The sequence below is a fragment of the Myxococcota bacterium genome (assembly GCA_035498015.1).
Classification (GTDB): domain Bacteria; phylum Myxococcota_A; class UBA9160; order SZUA-336; family SZUA-336; genus VGRW01.
In genome coordinates this window covers 1-15150 of record DATKAO010000239.1, presented here as the reverse complement: position 1 = coordinate 15150, position 15150 = coordinate 1, and the positions used below count along the sequence as shown (strand labels likewise).

Genomic DNA, 15150 nt, shown 5'->3' with positions numbered 1-15150 from the left:
GGTCACGTGCCGCGTGTCCGTTCGGCCCGAAGCTTGCTCTCGACGCTCCCCAGGAGCCCGCGAGCGCCCGAAGTGCTCGCCGTCACGCTCCGGATGCGCACCCTTGTCTACAAAGCGCGGCCATTCGCCCCAGGGATTTCGCGGCATGTCACTTGCTCGACTCCAGGGACGTGCCGCGCATTCGACCTCCGCGCAGCCCTAGATGGCTCTCACTCGCCGTCGTGCTCCTGGCGCTCGTCGTCGCGGCGCGGCTCGCGCTGCCCTTTGTGCTGCACGCGTACCTGGAGCGGCGCCTGGCGCACAATCCGCGCTACACGGGCACGATCGGCGCAGTCGACGTGGCCTTCTACCGCGGCGCGTACGTGATCCACGACGTCGACATCCGCAAGCGCGGCGCGCGCGTGCCCGTGCCCTTCCTGAAGGCGCCGCTGATCGACGTCTCCGTCGAATGGCGCTCGATCTTCCAGGGCAAGTTCGTGGGCGAGGTGGTGTTGAAGGGTCCCGAGCTGAACTTCGTCGCGGGGCCGACCGACGCCCAACGCCAGAGCGGCAACGAGGGCCAGTGGAAGAAGCTCGTCGAGGCGCTGTTCCCCACGCGTGTGAACCGCTTCGAGGTGACCGACGGCAAGATCCACTTCCGGAACTTCCATTCCAACCCGCATGTGGACGTCGGGCTGACACACGCCGACCTGATCGCGGAGGACTTGTCACGCTCCGGTGACTCCCGGGTGAAGCGGCCCGGGCACGTGGAGATGCGCGGCGAGTTCGAGCCCACCGGGCATCTCGCCCTGCACGTGGCGGTCGACCCGCACGCCAGCGCGCCCTCGTTCGACGGCGATCTCGTGGTTCGAGGCGCCGAGCTCGCACAGTGGAACGACTTCCTGCGCGCGTACACGAAGGTCGACGCGAAGCAGGGGCGCTTCGCGCTCTACGCCGAGCTGCTGGCCGAGAACGGCCACTTCCAGGGCTACGTGAAGCCATTCTTCAAGGACGTTCAGGTGATCGACTGGAACGACGTCGCGCAGCTCAACCTGCTGTCGACCGCCTGGCGCGCATTCATGCAGGGCGTGATCGAGGTGTTCCGCAACCACGCGCAGGACGACGTGGCGACCCGCATTCCGATCACGGGTGACCAGCAGCCACACGGTGAGTTCTGGCCCGCGCTCGGCAACGCGCTGTACAACGCGTTCATCGAAGGTCTCACGCCGCGGCTCGAGCACAGCGTGGGCAAAGGCTCGGGCTAGCGGCGCAGGACCGCAGCCGAGACCGCGAGCGCGAGCGCACAGCCGGCGGCGATCCAGCCCGTGCCGCCGGGGATCGGCGGCTCGCCGTCGGGGTCGATCGGCAGCGCGCGCATCCACTCGCCGCCCACCGCCGCCTGTTCGTCGGCGATGCGCTCGAGCCCGCGCGCTCCCGCGGGCCGCGGCGGGATCGCGGCCAGCAGTGACCCGTTTGCCCGCGCTTCGAGCTCCGCGCAGGAAAGTCCCGTGTGCTCGGCGATGAGTCGTGTGCGCAGGCCGGCGATGGCTGCGCGCAGGTCGCTGCGGCCCTCGGACAGGAGCGCGACGTCGCACTCGCTGTCGAAGCCCATCGAGCGCGCCGAGAGGTTCGCCGAGCCGATGCGCGCCAGGTCGTCGTCGACGATGCACAGCTTCGAGTGCAGGCTGAGCGGCCGGTCGCCCGAGAGCATGGGCGCGAACACGCCGAGCCGCCCGTACCGGTCGGCCGTGCGCAGCGCGCGCAAGAGCTCGATGCGCAGCCGGCCCATGGTGCTCTCCTCGATCCAGCCCGAGCAGCGCGCGGGCAGCACGAGCAACACCTCCGGACCCGCGCGCTCGGCGAGCCGGGCGCACAGCGCTTCGGCCACGCACGGCGCGGTGAAGTACTGACTCTCGATGTAGAGCGAGCGGCGCGCGCGCGCGATCGAGTCGAGCCACAGCGCCTCCACCTCGCGCACGCCGCGCCGGCCGCCGAACGGCGGGACGGTGCGGGCGATCGCCACGGTGCAGTCGCGGGCATCGGGGACCAGCGATGCCGGCCAGGCATCGCGCCGCGCCGGCAGCGGGCCGAGTGACTCGCCCGTGGCGTGGCGCCAGCGCTCGCGCGCCAGGGCAGAGAGAGCACGCGCGGCCGCGCCGTCGACCGCGATCTGCGCGTCGTGAAACGCGCCGTAGGCCCGGCCCGCGAGGTCGACGCGCGCCGGGTCACCCGCCGCGTGCTCGGGGGTATCCCAGCGCCGCAAGGTGAGGTCGATGCCCCCGGCGAAGGCGAGCACGTCGTCGATCACGACCAGCTTCTGGTGCTGGCTCGCGCCGAACGGGTGGCGGTCGTCGCGCTCGAGCGCGAAGCGCGGGTGGCGCGCCCAGGCGAGGTCGGTCCATGGGCCCAGCCCGCGCTCGACCGCGTAGAGCAGCGAGTAGTCCCACTCGAGCAGGTGCACGTGCAGCGCCGGCCGTCGCAGGACGAGCGCCTCGAGCAGGGGTCCGATCTCGTCGGGCAGCGCGCCCGAAGGGGCGTCCGGGCGCAGCCGCGTCCGGCCGTGGAAGTCCCAGCCGACGATCCAGATGCGCCGCTCGGCCGCCGCGAGCGCCTCGGTCAGAGCCGCGAAGTAACTCGCTGCGTCGATGAGAAACGACACACGCGAGGCGTGCGCGCGACGCCCATGGGTGTCTTGGGTCATGGGCGTCGAGCGAGCAAACCGCGTGCCTCCACACGAGCGGACGTTTGTAGAATCGCGCGCTGCCGCACGGGCCCGCCACTTGCAGTCGACGGCGTGCATGTGGGCGACGCTCGCCGCGCAGATCCACTCACGGCCGCTCGAGCGCGCGTTCCTGATCTTCTCGCGCATCGACACCGACGACTGGCTGGTGCTCGCGGCGCTTGCCGCCGTGGCGATCGTGGCCGCGTTCGCGCTCACCTCGCTCGTCGTGCGCGTGCTCGCGGCCATGGCGAAGCGCAGCGTGACCATGCTCGACGACCGCTTCGTGGCGCTCGCCACCGGCCCGTTGCGGCTGTGTATCGCGGTGCTCTTGTTCTCGCTCGGCCGGCGCCTGATCGACCTGTCGCCCGCGACCGAGACGGTGTTCGGGCGCATCGAGAGCGCGCTGTTCATCGGGGCCGCGTTCTGGCACCTGCTGCGCCTGTTCGACCTGCTCGGCGACGACTACCGCCGGCGCTTCCTGCGCCGCGGCCAGGGCCAGGCCAGCGCGATCCTGGGCCTCGTGCAGCGCCTGGCCAAGCTGGCGGCGATCGGCATCGCGGTGATCACCGTGCTCGACAACGCGGGCGTGCACGTGACCGCGCTGCTCGCGGGCGTGGGCCTGGGCGGCATCGCGATCGCGCTGGCGGCGCAGAAGTCGCTCGAGAACCTGTTCGGGGGGCTCACCCTGTATCTCGATCGGCCGGTGCGCGTGGGCAGCTTCTGCCGCTTCGGCGACCGCATCGGCGAGATCGAGGAGATCGGCCTGCGCTCGACCCGCGTGCGCACGCCCGAGCGCACGCTCGTGACCGTGCCCAACGGCGAGTTCGCGAACATGCAGCTCGAGAGCTTCGGCTCGCAGGACAAGATCTGGTTCCACCCCACCCTGGCGATCCGCTCCAACACGCCGCCCGAGCGCGTGCGCGGCATCCTGGCTGCCCTGCGCGAGACCCTCGCCAAGCACCCGCGCATCGAGCACGGCACGGCCCGGGTCCGGGTCGGCGGCTTCGGCTCGTTCTCCATCAACCTCGACCTGTCCGCCTACGTCCAGACGTCGAGCCTCGACGAGTATTTCGCGATCGCGGAGGAGCTGCATCTCGCCGTCCTCGACGTGCTGGCCGAGCACGGCTCGGGCATCGCCTTCAACGCGCCGCCGGAGTTCAAGTGACTGACGGTGGCACGTTCGTTGCTGTGTTGCCGCCCGTGCTTCCTGGCGCATGCAGCCACGAGGGATCGAGCGGCGACCCCGCCGCGCTGGCCGAGGTGCTGTCGCGCTCGGTCGGCGCGCTCGAAGGCGCCGAGGTTCCGTACCTGTTGATCGGCGGGCTCGCCTCGGCCGTGCTCGGGCGGCCTCGCTGCTCGAGCGACGTGGACCTGCTGGTCGCCCCCGAGGCCGCGCCGCGCGCGCTCGAAGCGCTGTCCCGCGCCGGCTTCGAGACCGAGATCACCAACCCCGCCTGGCTCTACAAGGCCTTTTCGAACGGGATCCTGGTGGACCTGTTGTTCAAGACCACGGGCGACATCTATCTCGACCGCGATATGCTGCGCCGCGGGAGTCACCACTCGTTCCTGGGCACGCGCGTGCGTGTGGTCGCCCCCGAGGACCTGATCGTGATCAAGGCGCTCGTGCACGACGAGGAGACGCCGCGGCACTGGCACGACGCGCTGGCGCTGCTGCGGCGCCGGGACCTCGACTGGGAGTATCTCGTGGAGCGCGCGCAGCGCGGGCCGCGGCGTGTGCTGTCGCTCCTGGTCTACGCCCTGTCGAGTGACTTGTGGGTGCCGAGCCGGCCGGTGCGCCGGCTGGCCGAGCAGGTGTTGTTCGAGTGACGAGCCAACCGAGCTGGGAGATCCGGGTCGCTGCCGTGGGCGACCTGCACGTCGAGCCGGAGGTCTCCGGCGACTGGCGCCAGGCGCTCGAGCCGGTCTCGGACCAGGCCGACGCGCTCCTTTTGGCGGGTGACCTGACGCAGGGCGGGACCGCCGAGGAGGCGGCCGCGCTGGCCGCCGCCCTGGCCGAGGTCGCGATTCCGGTATTCGCCGTGCTCGGCAACCACGACCTCGACGCCTGTCACTCGGACTGGCTGCGCCGGATCCTGGAGCGCGCGCACGTGTGCGTGCTCGAAGGCGACGCCGCAGCGCTGGACGTGCGCGGTCATACGCTGGGCATCGCCGGCACGATCGGCTTCGGCGGCGGCTTCCTGGGCGCCGAGGCGGCGGACTTCGGCGAGGCCGAGATGAAGAGCTTCGTCGGCCGCTCGCGCCGCCTGGCCGACTCGCTCGAGGCTGCGCTGGCGTCGCTCGACGCCGAGGTGCGGATTGCGCTCACCCACTACGCGCCGGTGGCCGACACGCTGCAGGGCGAGCGGCGGGAGATCCACCCGTTCCTGGGCAGTCACTTCCTGGGCACGGCGATCGACGCCACCGGCGCCGACCTCGCGCTCCACGGTCACGCGCACCTGGGCTGCGAGGAGGGCAAGACGCCGGGCGGCGTGATCGTGCGCAACGTGGCGCAGCCCGTGATCCGCGCGCCCTACCGGGTGTTCCGCTTCGGGGGCTTCGGACCCTGATGCGCATCGCCCAGATCTCGCCCTTGTACGAGTCGGTCCCGCCGGGCGGCTACGGTGGAACCGAGCGCGTGGTGTCGTGGCTCACCGAGGCGCTGGTCGCAGCCGGTCACGATCTGACCTTGTTCGCGACCGGTGACTCCCGCACGAGCGCGGAGCTCGTGCCATGCGCGCCGCGGGCGCTGCGCACCGATCCCGATGCCCACGACCCGCTCGCGAGTCATTTGCTCATGCTGGAGCGCGCGTACCGCTGTGCGGACCAATTCGACGTGATCCACGCGCACGTCGACTATCTCGCGTTCCCATTCGCGCGGCGCGTGTCCTGCCCCACGCTGACCACGCTGCACGGCCGGCTCGACCTGCCCATGCTGCAGCCGATGTTCCGCGAGTACCGCGAGCAGCGCGTGGTGTCGATCTCCGACGACCAGCGCCGTCCCCTGCCCTACGCGCGCTGGGAGGCCACGATCCACCACGGTCTGCCGCCCGAGCTGTTCGAGTTCCACGCCGAGCCCGACGACTACCTGGCGTTCCTGGGCCGGATCTCGCCCGAGAAGCGGGTCGACCGCGCGATCGAGATCGCGCTGCGCGCGGGCCGGCGCTTGAAGATCGCCGCCAAGATCGACGCGGCGGACAGGGCCTACTACGAACGCGAGGTGCGCGACTTGCTCGCGCATCCGCTGGTCGAGTACGTGGGCGAGCTCGGCGATGCGGACAAGAACGCGTTTCTCGGTCAAGCTTCGGCGGTGCTGTTCCCCATCGACTGGCCCGAGCCGTTCGGGCTGATCATGATCGAGTCACTCGCCTGCGGCACGCCCGTGATCGCCTGGCCGCAGGGCTCCGTGCCCGAGGTGATCGACGACGGCGTCTCGGGCTTCCTGTGCAGCGACATCGAGTCCGCGGTGCGGGCGGTGGGAGAGCTCGAGAAGCTCGACCGCCGGCGCTGCCGCGAAGCGTTCGAGGCGCGCTTCACCGCCGAGCGCATGGCGAGCGACTACGCCGCCGTGTACCGGCGGCTGTGCGGATGAACCCCGAAACCCACACCGACTTCAAGATCCTGGCCGAGGACGGGCCGACCGACGAGCGAGCGCTCGTGCTCGCGCGCGGAGACAGCTTCGCGCTGTTCGACCACCATGGCGACCTCCGGCCCCAGCCCAGCGGCCGCCACGGTCTGTTCTTCGACGGCACGCGCTTCCTGTCGCTGCTCGTGGTCAGACTCGCGCGCCGCCGCCCGCTCCTGCTCTCGTCGGGACCGCGCGGCGGGAACGAGGGTCTCTCGGTCCACGCCACGAACGCCGACGTGCGCGACGGCGACGTGTTGCGCTTGCCGCGGGAGACGGTGTATCTGCACCGATCGATCGAGCTGTCGGATGGCGGGCTGCGGCTCGAGCTCGCGCTGCGCAGCTTCGCCGCGGTGCCGGTCACGCTCGACCTCGACTTCGCCTTCGGCGCCGACTTCGCCGACGTGTTCGAAGTGCGCGGAGCGCGCCGCGAGCGGCGCGGCAGCCAGTCACAGCCCTTGATCGAAGCCGCGGCCGTCGAGCTGCGCTACACCGGGCTGGATCGGGTGGACCGCAGCACCCGGCTCACGTTCAGCGAGCCACCGGCCGCGATCGGCCCCGACTACGCGCACTACAAGCTCATGCTCGAGCCCGGCGGACGCCGCCCGCTCACGCTCTCGGTGCAGTGCGAGATCCGCGCGGGCGAGGTGCGCCGCTACGGCAGCTTCGCACGCCCGCGCGCGGCGCGGCGCGATCCGCCACCCGCGCTGTTCATCGAGTCGTCGAACCCGGCCTTCGACGGCTGGGTGCGCCGCTCGGCGCAGGACCTGGCGATGATGACCGCCGAGACCGCGCACGGCCCGTTCCCCTATGCGGGCGTACCCTGGTTCTCGACACCCTTCGGCCGCGACGCGCTGGTGACCGCCTTCTCGGTGCTGTGGCTCGACCCGGGGCTGGCGCGCGGCGTGCTGCGTTTCCTGGCCGCGACTCAGTCCGACCGCAGCGACGCGCACGACGACGCCGAGCCGGGCAAGATCGTGCACGAGATGCGCGGCGGCGAGATGGCCGCGCTCGACGAGGTCCCCTTCGCCCGCTACTACGGCAGCGTCGACGTGACTCCCTGGTTCCTGCTGCTCGCGTCGGCCTACCACGAGCGCACGGGCGACGACGACCTGGTGCGCGAGCTGTGGCCCGCGTTCCACCGGGCTCTGCGCTGGATCGACGGGCCGGGTGACCCCGACGGCGACGGCTTCGTCGAGTATCTCCAGCGCTCGCCCGGGGGTCTGGCGAATCAGGGCTGGAAGGACTCGCACGACTCGATCATGCACGCCGACGGCACGCTGGCGGAAGGGCCGATCGCGCTGTGCGAGGTGCAGGCCTACGTGTACGCGGCCAAGCTCGGCATGGCGCGCTTCGCCCGCCAGCTCGGCGACCTGCGGCTCGCCACCCAGCTCGAAGAGGACGCCCAGCGCCTGCGCGTGGAGTTCCAGCGCGCCTTCTGGTGCGACGACCTGGGCACCTACGCGCTCGCGCTCGACGGCAAGAAGCAGCCCTGCCGCGTGCGCAGCTCGAACGCCGGTCACACCCTGCTCACCGGCATCGCGTCGCACGAGCAGGCCATGCGCGTGTCCGAGACACTCTTCGACCAGGAGCTGTTCTCGGGCTGGGGCGTGCGCACGCTGGCGGCCACGGAGCGCCGCTTCAACCCCATGTCGTATCACAACGGCTCGGTCTGGCCGCACGACAATGCCCTCCTGGCGTGCGGTCTGGCGCGCTACGGCGCGCCCGAGGCGGCCGCCAGGATCCTGCACGGCATGTTCGATGCGAGCTGCTTCATGGCCGACTCACGCCTGCCGGAGCTCTTGTGCGGCTTCTCGCGCGTGCACGGTGAGGCGCCCACGCTCTACCCGGTGGCGTGCATTCCGCAGGCGTGGTCCGCGGCCAGCGTGTTTCTCACCCTGCAGTCGGTGTTGCGGCTCTCGGTCGACGCGCGCCGGCGCCAGATCCGGCTGTCGCGGCCCTCTCTGCCCGGCTTCCTCGACCGGCTGGTGATTCGCGAGCTGGCCGTCGACGGCGCGTCGATCGATCTCTTGTTCGAGCGCGCGGGCAGCGAGGTCGACCTGCGCGTGCTGCGCCAGACGGGGGACCTGGACCTGGTGCTCTCGCTCGCCTAGCCCGAGTCAGTCGTACAGCGCCTCGGCGCGAGTCAGGTGGTCGCGCAGCACCGGCAGGTTGCGCTCCGCGAAGTCGCGCAGCGATGGGTTGGCGCCGTCGGTCGCTTCGGTCTCGAACAGCGCCACCGCCTCTCGGTGCGCATCGACCTGCGAGCGCGCGAACGCGCGGTCGAAGTCGGCGCCCTTCAGGTTGCCGAGCAGCGCGAGCGCGGCCGTGTGGCGTGCGTCGAGCTTTTGCGGCAGCTCGAGCTTCTGCTCGTTCGCGATCTTCTCGAGCTCGCGCTGTGACTGCTGGTGCTCGCGCCGGATGCGCGCCGCGAAGGCCCGCGAGCGGTCGTCGCCGCGCTCCTTCGCGAGATCGGCGACCGAGATCTCGAACTGCGACACCAGCGCGGCGCGGTTCACGAACTCCTGCGCGACGTCCACGTCGCGATAGCCGTTCGCGAACGTGAGCGCGGCCACGAATCCGACGAGCTGGAAGAGTGTGTCACGCATACCTGCCTCCTGAGTCGCGTCTGGCGCGGAACTTGCTGCCACCAGCGCCGAAAGGAGATGTGCCATGAAAGCCAATTGCGAAGTCTGCGGAAACGACTACGCGAGGGCGTTCGAGATCGTGCTCGGCGGCGAGCGGCACGTGTTCGACTGCTTCGAGTGTGCGATCCACCTGCTCGCGCCGCCCTGCGAGGACTGCGGCTGCCGGATCGTGGGCCACGGCATAGAGCGCGACGACCGCATGTACTGCAGCAATCACTGCGCCTCCCGCGCCGCCTAGAGGCGCATCGCCTGCCGGTCGGGTGTCTCGTACTCCTCCAGGCCGAGCTCGTCGAGCAGCCGGCTCACGATCTCCTCGTGCTGGCGCGTCTGCTCCAGCCCCTGCCACCCCGCGCGCAGCTCGCGGTTCTGCACGGGCTGCAGCGCCGTCTCGAGTGACTGCAGCGTCAGCTGATGCTCGATGCTCATTGGACGGTCCTCCACCGGCGCTTCGAGCTGCAGACACCGTGCCCAGCACGCGTTGTGCCCTGTAGAAACGCGCAGCATGGCCACGCCGGAGCGCACGGAGGGGCCTTCGGCGCGCGGCATGCGGATTGCGACCTGCTGCGGGAAAACGCCGGGCCCACGCGCGCAGGTTGCGCCGCGTTCACCCGCTGCGAGAGCCGCTGAGGAGCAGGTCGATGTCAGGCAAGCTGGACAAGGCCAAGGGTCAGGTGAAGGAGAGTGTCGGGAAGGCGATCGGCAACAAGCGCATGGAGCGCTCGGGCCGGCGCGACCGGGTCGTGGGCGAGACGAAGGATCGGGCGTCGAGGTTCAAGAAAGGCATCGAGAAGAAGATCGACGAGAAGCTCGACCAGATGGAAGACGACGACCGCGGCCGCGACCGCGCCAACGGCTGAGGAGTCGGTCATGAATTCGCTACAGCGCAAGACTCCACGTACCCGGGCCCTGGAGGACATGGAGCGCTGGGTCCGCTCGGTGATGCCGCGCCGTGCTCCGGCCTCCTCGCCCGTGCCGCGCATCCTGGCGGGGCTGGCGCTCGCGCTGGCAGGCGCGGCGGCTGCGCTCCTGTTCGCGCCCAAGAACGGGCGAGACATGCGCGCGCTCGCCCGCAAACGCCTCGCCAGCCTGCGCCGGCAGGCGAGTGACTTCGCCGAGAGTCACGACCTGTACCTGCGCCGCGCGCACAACGGGCGCGGGCAGTCGCAAGAGCGCCGGCCCTAGGCCTGCGCTCCGCGTTCCCACCAGCGTCGGGAGCTGGCCGCCCGCTTCCGGCGCTGGCGTCGCGCGACCACGACGGCAGCCAGCGCCAGCCCGCCGATGGCCCAGGGCAGCGGGCGGCGGCGGATGCGCCGCGGCAGGTTGAAGCCGATCACCAGCGACAGCGCGAGGTCGCGCAGCGCGCGCCGCAGCGCCGCTCGGTCGTCGGCAACGTCGCGCTCCAGCTTCTGGCGCTGGCCTTCAGTGTGTTGCATCGATGTCTCCCTTCCCACGCCGTGCGACCAGCAGCAGCGCGATGCCGACCACGAGCTGCACGAGCGCCGCGAGCGCGATGCGCGCGGCGAGCGGCAGCGTGTCGAGCGCGACGATCGCCGCGACGAAGGCGCCGATCCACGCGGTGAACAGGAACAGGGCCGCCGCGACTGCGAACCCCACGCGCGCCGCGAAGCTCGCGATGCGCTCGCGTGACTCGAGCCGCACGAGCTCGGTCTGGTCGACGAGCAGGCGCTCGCCGGCCTCGAACACGCGGATCACTCCCGCGAGCAGGCCGGTCGTCGCGATGCCGTTCGCCATGGCGCGCTCACAGCCCCTGGGCGCGCTCGCGGTCGTGTCCGTTCGCTGCGTACTCGGCGGCGTTGCGCCAGTACTCCTCGATCCGGTCCCCCAGCGCACGCCGCAGCTCACTGCCGCGCGAGGGCGCGAACAACAGCGCGAGCCCCGCGCCGATCAGCGCACCGGCGACGCCGTACATCACGAGCTCGGTGCGCGCGGGCCGCCGCAGTGAGCCGAGATAGCGCGCGAGGCGAATCATGTCCTGGCGAGGCGGAAGATGGTCGATGAGCTCTTGGACCGTCATGGCGACTCCTTCTGGAAGACTCGCGGAGCAATGCGCGTGCCGCGCGCGGGCGGCATGCGCGCGCTGAAATCTCGAGCCCGAGCCGGGCATTTGGCGCGATCTACAAAGCTCTGCTGAAACTCCGGCACGGCGCTTGCTCACCTCGTCGCCATGGTCACGCGAGTCTCAATCGTCGAGCGGGCCGTCTGGTGGTTCCTGATGTGCTGGGTCTGGGTGATCTGGACCGCCGGCTGCGGCGCCATGCTGGTGCTGCAGGACAAGAAGATGAACGAGCGTCCGGCGCTCGCGATCGAAACCTGCAACGAGAGCGCTTCGCGCGCAGTCCCCGCCGCGCACGAGGCGCCTCCCGGCCCGGAGCTCGAGCACGGCACACGCGGCCTGCGCAGCGAGTATCTGGCCTCGTCGCCCGCGCGCGCGGTCTACGCCTACTGTCTCGAGAACCGCGACCGCTGGCCGGCTCGACCGGGCGGCGCGGTGCAGTAGGGCGCTGCGCGCAGAGCTCCGCCGAGGGAGCCCTTCGTAGCACGAGAGGCGTGGAGCACGAGACCGGACTCGAACCGGCGACTTCCACGTTGGCAACGTGGAGCTCTACCAACTGAGCTACTCGTGCGTCGGACGGCCGAGTTGATACCGGCCGGCGGGGCGGGCCGTCAAGGGCGGCTGGCGGGCCGGGTCGGCGGGGGCGTCTCGAAGTAGGCGCGCAGGTAGGCGTAGCCCGAGATCAGCGTCAGGGCGGTGGCGATCACCAGGAGCGCGAGGCCGATCTCGTGCGCCGGAAGGCCGAGGAACGGCCAGTGGATCAAGAGCGCCGTCAGCGAGCCGAGCTGGAAGCCGGTCTTCCACTTGGCCAGCGGCGAGGCGGGGATGACCACGCCCTGGTCGCCGGCCGCGCCGCGCAGGCCGCTGACGGCGAGCTCGCGGCCCAGGATCGCGACCACCAGCGGCAAGCTCCAGAACGGCATGCGGCCGACGGCGATCAGCATCACGAACGCGGTCATCATCAGGACCTTGTCCGCGAGCGGATCGAGTAACTTGCCGAGCCGGCTCTCGAGGCCGTAGCTCCGTGCGAGATAGCCGTCGAGTATGTCGGTGAGTGACACCGCGAGGAACGCGATCCCGATGAACGTGCTCCACCAGCGGCCGTGGTACCACGGCAGGGCGAACAGCAACGGGGAGAGCCCGATGCGGATCAGCGTGATGAAGTTCGGCAGGTTCCACGGAGTCTCGGCCATGTCGCGGGACGACAGGTTGGCCGTTTTCTCAGCGGAAATCTGCATGGAACTTCTTGTAGTAGGCCAGCACGCGTTTGACGTAGCCGCGTGTCTCTTTGTACGGGGGAATGCCCTGATACTGGCGCACGGCCTCGGGCCCGGCGTTGTAGGCCGCGAGCGCCAGCTCGAGCTCACCGGGGAAGCGATCGATCAGCTCGCACAAGTACTTGGTTCCCCCGTCGATGTTCTGCCACGGGTCGTAGGCATCGTCCACCCCTAGCTCGTCGGCCGTTGCGGGCATGAGCTGCATGAGCCCGCGCGCGCCTTTGGTGGACTCTGCCCAGCGGTCGAAGCCCGACTCGGCGGCGATGACCGCCTTGACCAGCGCCGCCGACACGCCGTGCTGGCGTGACGCCCGGCGGATCGCAGCGTCGAAGCTGCGCTGGTCCACCGGCGTGGGCCCGCGCGCGCCCGGGCGCACCTTCAAGGTGCCTTTCGGGTGGTAGGCCTCGTAGCCGTCGTGCGGCGGCGCGTCCGTGAAGAACGTGCGCCCGTACTCGTCCTTGTACACGTAGATCTGCGCATCGGCTGCGCGCGGGAGAAGGAACGCCGCCAGCGCGGCCGCCAGCCACGCTGCTCTTCGCAGGCTCTTTCCCGTGCTGCCCATGCTGACTCCCTGCCGCCCCACGCGGCGCGAGTTTCCGCACACGTCCATCGGCGGAGCCCGGGACGTAATTGAGGGCCGCGACTACACTCCCCCGATGGCGCGCTCCTGCGACTTCCTGGTGATCGGCAGCGGCATCGCGGGGCTCTCGTTCGCATTGCGCGCGGCTGAGCACGGCTCGGTCGTGGTGGTGACGAAGAAGGGCACCGCGGAGTCGGCCACGAACTACGCGCAGGGCGGGATTGCCGCCGTTCTGGGACCCGAGGACTCGTTCGAGGACCACGTGCGCGACACCCTGGTCGCGGGCGCGGGCCTGTGCAACGAGGCCGCCGTGCGCTTCGTCGTGGAGCAGGGCCCGGACGCCGTGCGCGGGCTCATGACGCTGGGCGTGCGCTTCGATCCCAGCGAGCGCGCGCCCGGCTACGACCTGGGCCGCGAAGGCGGGCACACGCAGCGGCGGGTGCTGCACGCGGCCGACTTCACGGGCCAGGAGATCGAGCGCGTGCTGGTCGAGCGCTGTGAGTCGAACCCGCGCATCGAGTTACTCTCCAACCGCATCAGCGTGGACCTGGTCACCACGCAGAAGCTCGGCGTGCCCGGACCCGCGCGCATCTGCGGCGCCTACGTGCTCGACCCGGAGACCGGCGCGGTCGAGAGCTTCCGCGCGCGCATCGTGCTGCTGGCGACCGGCGGCTGCGGGAAGACCTACCTGTACACCTCGAACCCCGACATCGCCTCCGGCGACGGAATCGCCATGGCGTTCCGGGCCGGCGCCACGATCGCGAACATGGAGTTCATCCAGTTCCACCCCACGTGCCTCTACCACCCCGACGCGCGCTCGTTCCTGATCAGCGAGGCGGTGCGCGGCGAGGGTGCGGTGCTGCGCAACCGCGCGGGCGAAGCCTTCATGACCCGCTACGACCCGCGTGCCGACCTCGCGCCGCGCGACGTCGTGGCGCGCTCGATCGACTTCGAGCTCAAGCGCTCGGGTGACGACTGCGTGTATCTCGACTGCACGGCGCTCGACCCGGGCTTTGCACGCTCGCGCTTCCCGAACATCTACGAGCGCTGCCTGCGCTACGGCTTCGACCTGACCAAACAGCCGCTGCCGGTCGTGCCCGCCGCGCACTACGCCTGCGGCGGCGTGCGCACCGACCTGTCGGGCGAGTCCGACATCGAGAACTTGTTCGCGGCGGGCGAGGTCGCGTGCACGGGCCTGCACGGCGCGAACCGGCTGGCGTCGAACTCACTGCTCGAGGGCGTGGTGTTCGGGCGCGCGGCGGCCCGCGCAGCCGTCGAACGCCTGCCGCGCGTGACCGAGCCCCCACCCTTCCCCGCCTGGAACCCCGGTGAAGCCGTCGACCCGACCGAAACGGTGCTCGTCAACGCGAACTGGGACGAGATCCGGCGACTCATGTGGAACTACGTGGGCATCGTGCGCAGCGACAAGCGCCTGGACCGCGCGCGCCACCGGATCGTGAACCTGGCGCGCGAGATCCGCGACTACTACTGGCACGTGGTCCTCACGCCCGATCTGGTCGAGCTGCGCAACCTGGCCACGGTGGCCGAGCTCATCATCCGCTCCGCGTCGGCGCGCCACGAGAGCCGCGGCCTGCACTACACGGTCGACTACCCCGAGACCGACCCCGTGCCGCGAGACACCGTTCTGAAGGCGCCGCTGCCGCCGCTGTGAGCGCCGGAGCGCGGGTCGGGTGCCCGCGCGATCATCGGGCCGGCGCGCGCAGTGAGCCGCAGGCGAACGTAGTCAATCGTGGCCGAGCGAAGGCCGCCCTGAGCGAGGCCCGCAAGCGTCGAAGGCGCGCGCAGTGAGCCGCAGGCGAACGTAGTCAATAAGTCACAGAGCTCCGCCGGTCATGACGGTGATGGCCTGCGATCCGCCGAGCCCGAGGATCGCGGTGATCGTCGGCGGCACGTAGATCACGTCGCCGGGCTGCAGCGTGTAGTTGGTCTCGCCATCGCCGTTGCGAGTGATCTGCCTGAAGTAGACCGGGTAGACCAGCTTGCCCTCGGGGCTCGGGCGCACCAGCGTCGCGTCGTCCTCGTCGCCGAACTTCGTGCTGCCGCCTGCCATCCCCAGCGCGTACAGCGCAGTCACGTCGCCGATCAACGGGTAGGCGCCGGGCCGACTGACCTCGCCGAAGATGTAGAAGGTGCGGCTCTCCGACTTGAACAGCGTGACGGTGACGTCGGGCTGAACGATGAACTCCTTCAGCCGGCGAGTCATCTCCGCGCGCACGTCGTCGATCGT

General features: G+C 70.7%; 20 protein-coding genes and 1 tRNA gene. 11 read left to right on the top strand and 10 right to left on the bottom strand.

The window, feature by feature from the left end; genetic code table 11:
• Positions 1–221 precede the first annotated feature (221 nt).
• The gene (locus tag VMR86_21215; protein HTO09584.1) at positions 222–1244 is read left to right on the top strand and encodes a DUF748 domain-containing protein; all 1023 of its coding nucleotides are present in this window, start codon (positions 222–224) and stop codon (positions 1242–1244) included.
• Here VMR86_21215 and VMR86_21210 read toward each other — a convergent pair.
• Complete coding sequence (locus tag VMR86_21210; protein ID HTO09583.1) at positions 1241–2638, bottom strand: phospholipase D-like domain-containing protein; 1398 nt, start codon at positions 2636–2638, stop codon at positions 1241–1243. The genes VMR86_21215 and VMR86_21210 overlap by 4 nt on opposite strands.
• A gap of 139 nt (positions 2639–2777) precedes the next feature.
• On the opposite strand from VMR86_21210, the gene VMR86_21205 reads away from it, so the two are divergent.
• Genes VMR86_21205 through VMR86_21185 form a run of 5 tightly spaced genes read left to right on the top strand, consistent with a single transcriptional unit; the run spans position 2778 to position 8437 of the window.
• Positions 2778–3866, top strand: a complete 1089-nt coding sequence (locus tag VMR86_21205) for a mechanosensitive ion channel family protein (protein HTO09582.1) — start codon at positions 2778–2780, stop codon at positions 3864–3866.
• Positions 3867–3901: 35 nt separating this feature from the next.
• On the top strand, positions 3902–4528 hold the full coding sequence (locus VMR86_21200) for a nucleotidyltransferase (GenBank protein ID HTO09581.1): 627 nt from the start codon (positions 3902–3904) through the stop codon (positions 4526–4528).
• A 20-nt stretch (positions 4529–4548) separates the two neighbouring features.
• Positions 4549–5268 (top strand): metallophosphoesterase, encoded by a 720-nt coding sequence (locus tag VMR86_21195; GenBank protein ID HTO09580.1) that lies wholly within the window; start codon positions 4549–4551, stop codon positions 5266–5268.
• Positions 5268–6290, top strand: coding sequence for a glycosyltransferase family 4 protein (locus tag VMR86_21190; GenBank protein HTO09579.1), 1023 nt, complete (start codon positions 5268–5270; stop codon positions 6288–6290). Before VMR86_21195 ends, VMR86_21190 begins: the two co-directional genes overlap by 1 nt.
• Complete coding sequence (locus VMR86_21185) at positions 6287–8437, top strand: glycogen debranching N-terminal domain-containing protein (protein ID HTO09578.1); 2151 nt, start codon at positions 6287–6289, stop codon at positions 8435–8437. Before VMR86_21190 ends, VMR86_21185 begins: the two co-directional genes overlap by 4 nt.
• Before the next feature lie 6 nt (positions 8438–8443).
• On the opposite strand, the gene VMR86_21180 is transcribed toward VMR86_21185, so the two are convergent.
• The gene (locus tag VMR86_21180; GenBank protein HTO09577.1) at positions 8444–8932 is read right to left on the bottom strand and encodes a DUF4142 domain-containing protein; all 489 of its coding nucleotides are present in this window, start codon (positions 8930–8932) and stop codon (positions 8444–8446) included.
• Between the two features lie 64 nt (positions 8933–8996).
• Between VMR86_21180 and VMR86_21175 the strand changes: the two genes are divergently transcribed.
• The gene (locus VMR86_21175) at positions 8997–9209 is read left to right on the top strand and encodes a hypothetical protein (protein HTO09576.1); all 213 of its coding nucleotides are present in this window, start codon (positions 8997–8999) and stop codon (positions 9207–9209) included.
• Here VMR86_21175 and VMR86_21170 read toward each other — a convergent pair.
• Positions 9206–9397: a hypothetical protein gene (locus tag VMR86_21170; protein ID HTO09575.1), complete on the bottom strand. Its 192-nt coding sequence runs from the start codon at positions 9395–9397 to the stop codon at positions 9206–9208. The two genes, VMR86_21175 and VMR86_21170, sit on opposite strands and share 4 nt — an antisense overlap.
• Before the next feature lie 212 nt (positions 9398–9609).
• On the opposite strand from VMR86_21170, the gene VMR86_21165 reads away from it, so the two are divergent.
• Both VMR86_21165 and VMR86_21160 read left to right on the top strand, forming a co-directional pair.
• Positions 9610–9828, top strand: coding sequence for a CsbD family protein (locus VMR86_21165; protein HTO09574.1), 219 nt, complete (start codon positions 9610–9612; stop codon positions 9826–9828).
• 10 nt (positions 9829–9838) lie between these two features.
• Complete coding sequence (locus tag VMR86_21160) at positions 9839–10153, top strand: hypothetical protein (protein ID HTO09573.1); 315 nt, start codon at positions 9839–9841, stop codon at positions 10151–10153.
• Here VMR86_21160 and VMR86_21155 read toward each other — a convergent pair.
• The 3 genes from VMR86_21155 to VMR86_21145 are packed head-to-tail and all read right to left on the bottom strand — an operon-like array spanning position 10150 to position 11006.
• Positions 10150–10404 carry a hypothetical protein gene (locus VMR86_21155; protein ID HTO09572.1) on the bottom strand — a complete coding sequence of 85 codons (255 nt, stop codon included), beginning with the start codon at positions 10402–10404 and terminating at the stop codon, positions 10150–10152. The two genes, VMR86_21160 and VMR86_21155, sit on opposite strands and share 4 nt — an antisense overlap.
• The gene (locus VMR86_21150) at positions 10391–10723 is read right to left on the bottom strand and encodes a phage holin family protein (GenBank protein HTO09571.1); all 333 of its coding nucleotides are present in this window, start codon (positions 10721–10723) and stop codon (positions 10391–10393) included. The genes VMR86_21155 and VMR86_21150 overlap by 14 nt, the downstream gene beginning before the upstream one ends.
• Before the next feature lie 7 nt (positions 10724–10730).
• A complete protein-coding gene (locus VMR86_21145; GenBank protein ID HTO09570.1) occupies positions 10731–11006 on the bottom strand; it encodes a YtxH domain-containing protein in 276 nt (91 codons plus the stop codon).
• A 150-nt stretch (positions 11007–11156) separates the two neighbouring features.
• Between VMR86_21145 and VMR86_21140 the strand changes: the two genes are divergently transcribed.
• Positions 11157–11489, top strand: a complete 333-nt coding sequence (locus VMR86_21140) for a hypothetical protein (GenBank protein HTO09569.1) — start codon at positions 11157–11159, stop codon at positions 11487–11489.
• Positions 11490–11540: 51 nt separating this feature from the next.
• On the opposite strand, the gene VMR86_21135 is transcribed toward VMR86_21140, so the two are convergent.
• The 3 genes from VMR86_21135 to VMR86_21125 form a co-directional block, all read right to left on the bottom strand.
• A tRNA-Gly gene (locus VMR86_21135) sits at positions 11541–11616 on the bottom strand.
• A 40-nt stretch (positions 11617–11656) separates the two neighbouring features.
• Complete coding sequence (gene pgsA / locus VMR86_21130; GenBank protein ID HTO09568.1) at positions 11657–12283, bottom strand: CDP-diacylglycerol--glycerol-3-phosphate 3-phosphatidyltransferase; 627 nt, start codon at positions 12281–12283, stop codon at positions 11657–11659.
• The gene (locus tag VMR86_21125) at positions 12267–12884 is read right to left on the bottom strand and encodes a lytic transglycosylase domain-containing protein (protein HTO09567.1); all 618 of its coding nucleotides are present in this window, start codon (positions 12882–12884) and stop codon (positions 12267–12269) included. Before VMR86_21125 ends, pgsA begins: the two co-directional genes overlap by 17 nt.
• A gap of 94 nt (positions 12885–12978) precedes the next feature.
• Here VMR86_21125 and nadB point away from each other — a divergent pair, with 94 nt between their 5' ends.
• Positions 12979–14574: an L-aspartate oxidase gene (nadB, locus tag VMR86_21120; protein ID HTO09566.1), complete on the top strand. Its 1596-nt coding sequence runs from the start codon at positions 12979–12981 to the stop codon at positions 14572–14574.
• A gap of 162 nt (positions 14575–14736) precedes the next feature.
• Here nadB and VMR86_21115 read toward each other — a convergent pair.
• Positions 14737–15150: SLBB domain-containing protein (locus VMR86_21115; GenBank protein HTO09565.1), on the bottom strand; the 414-nt coding region annotated here is incomplete at its 5' end.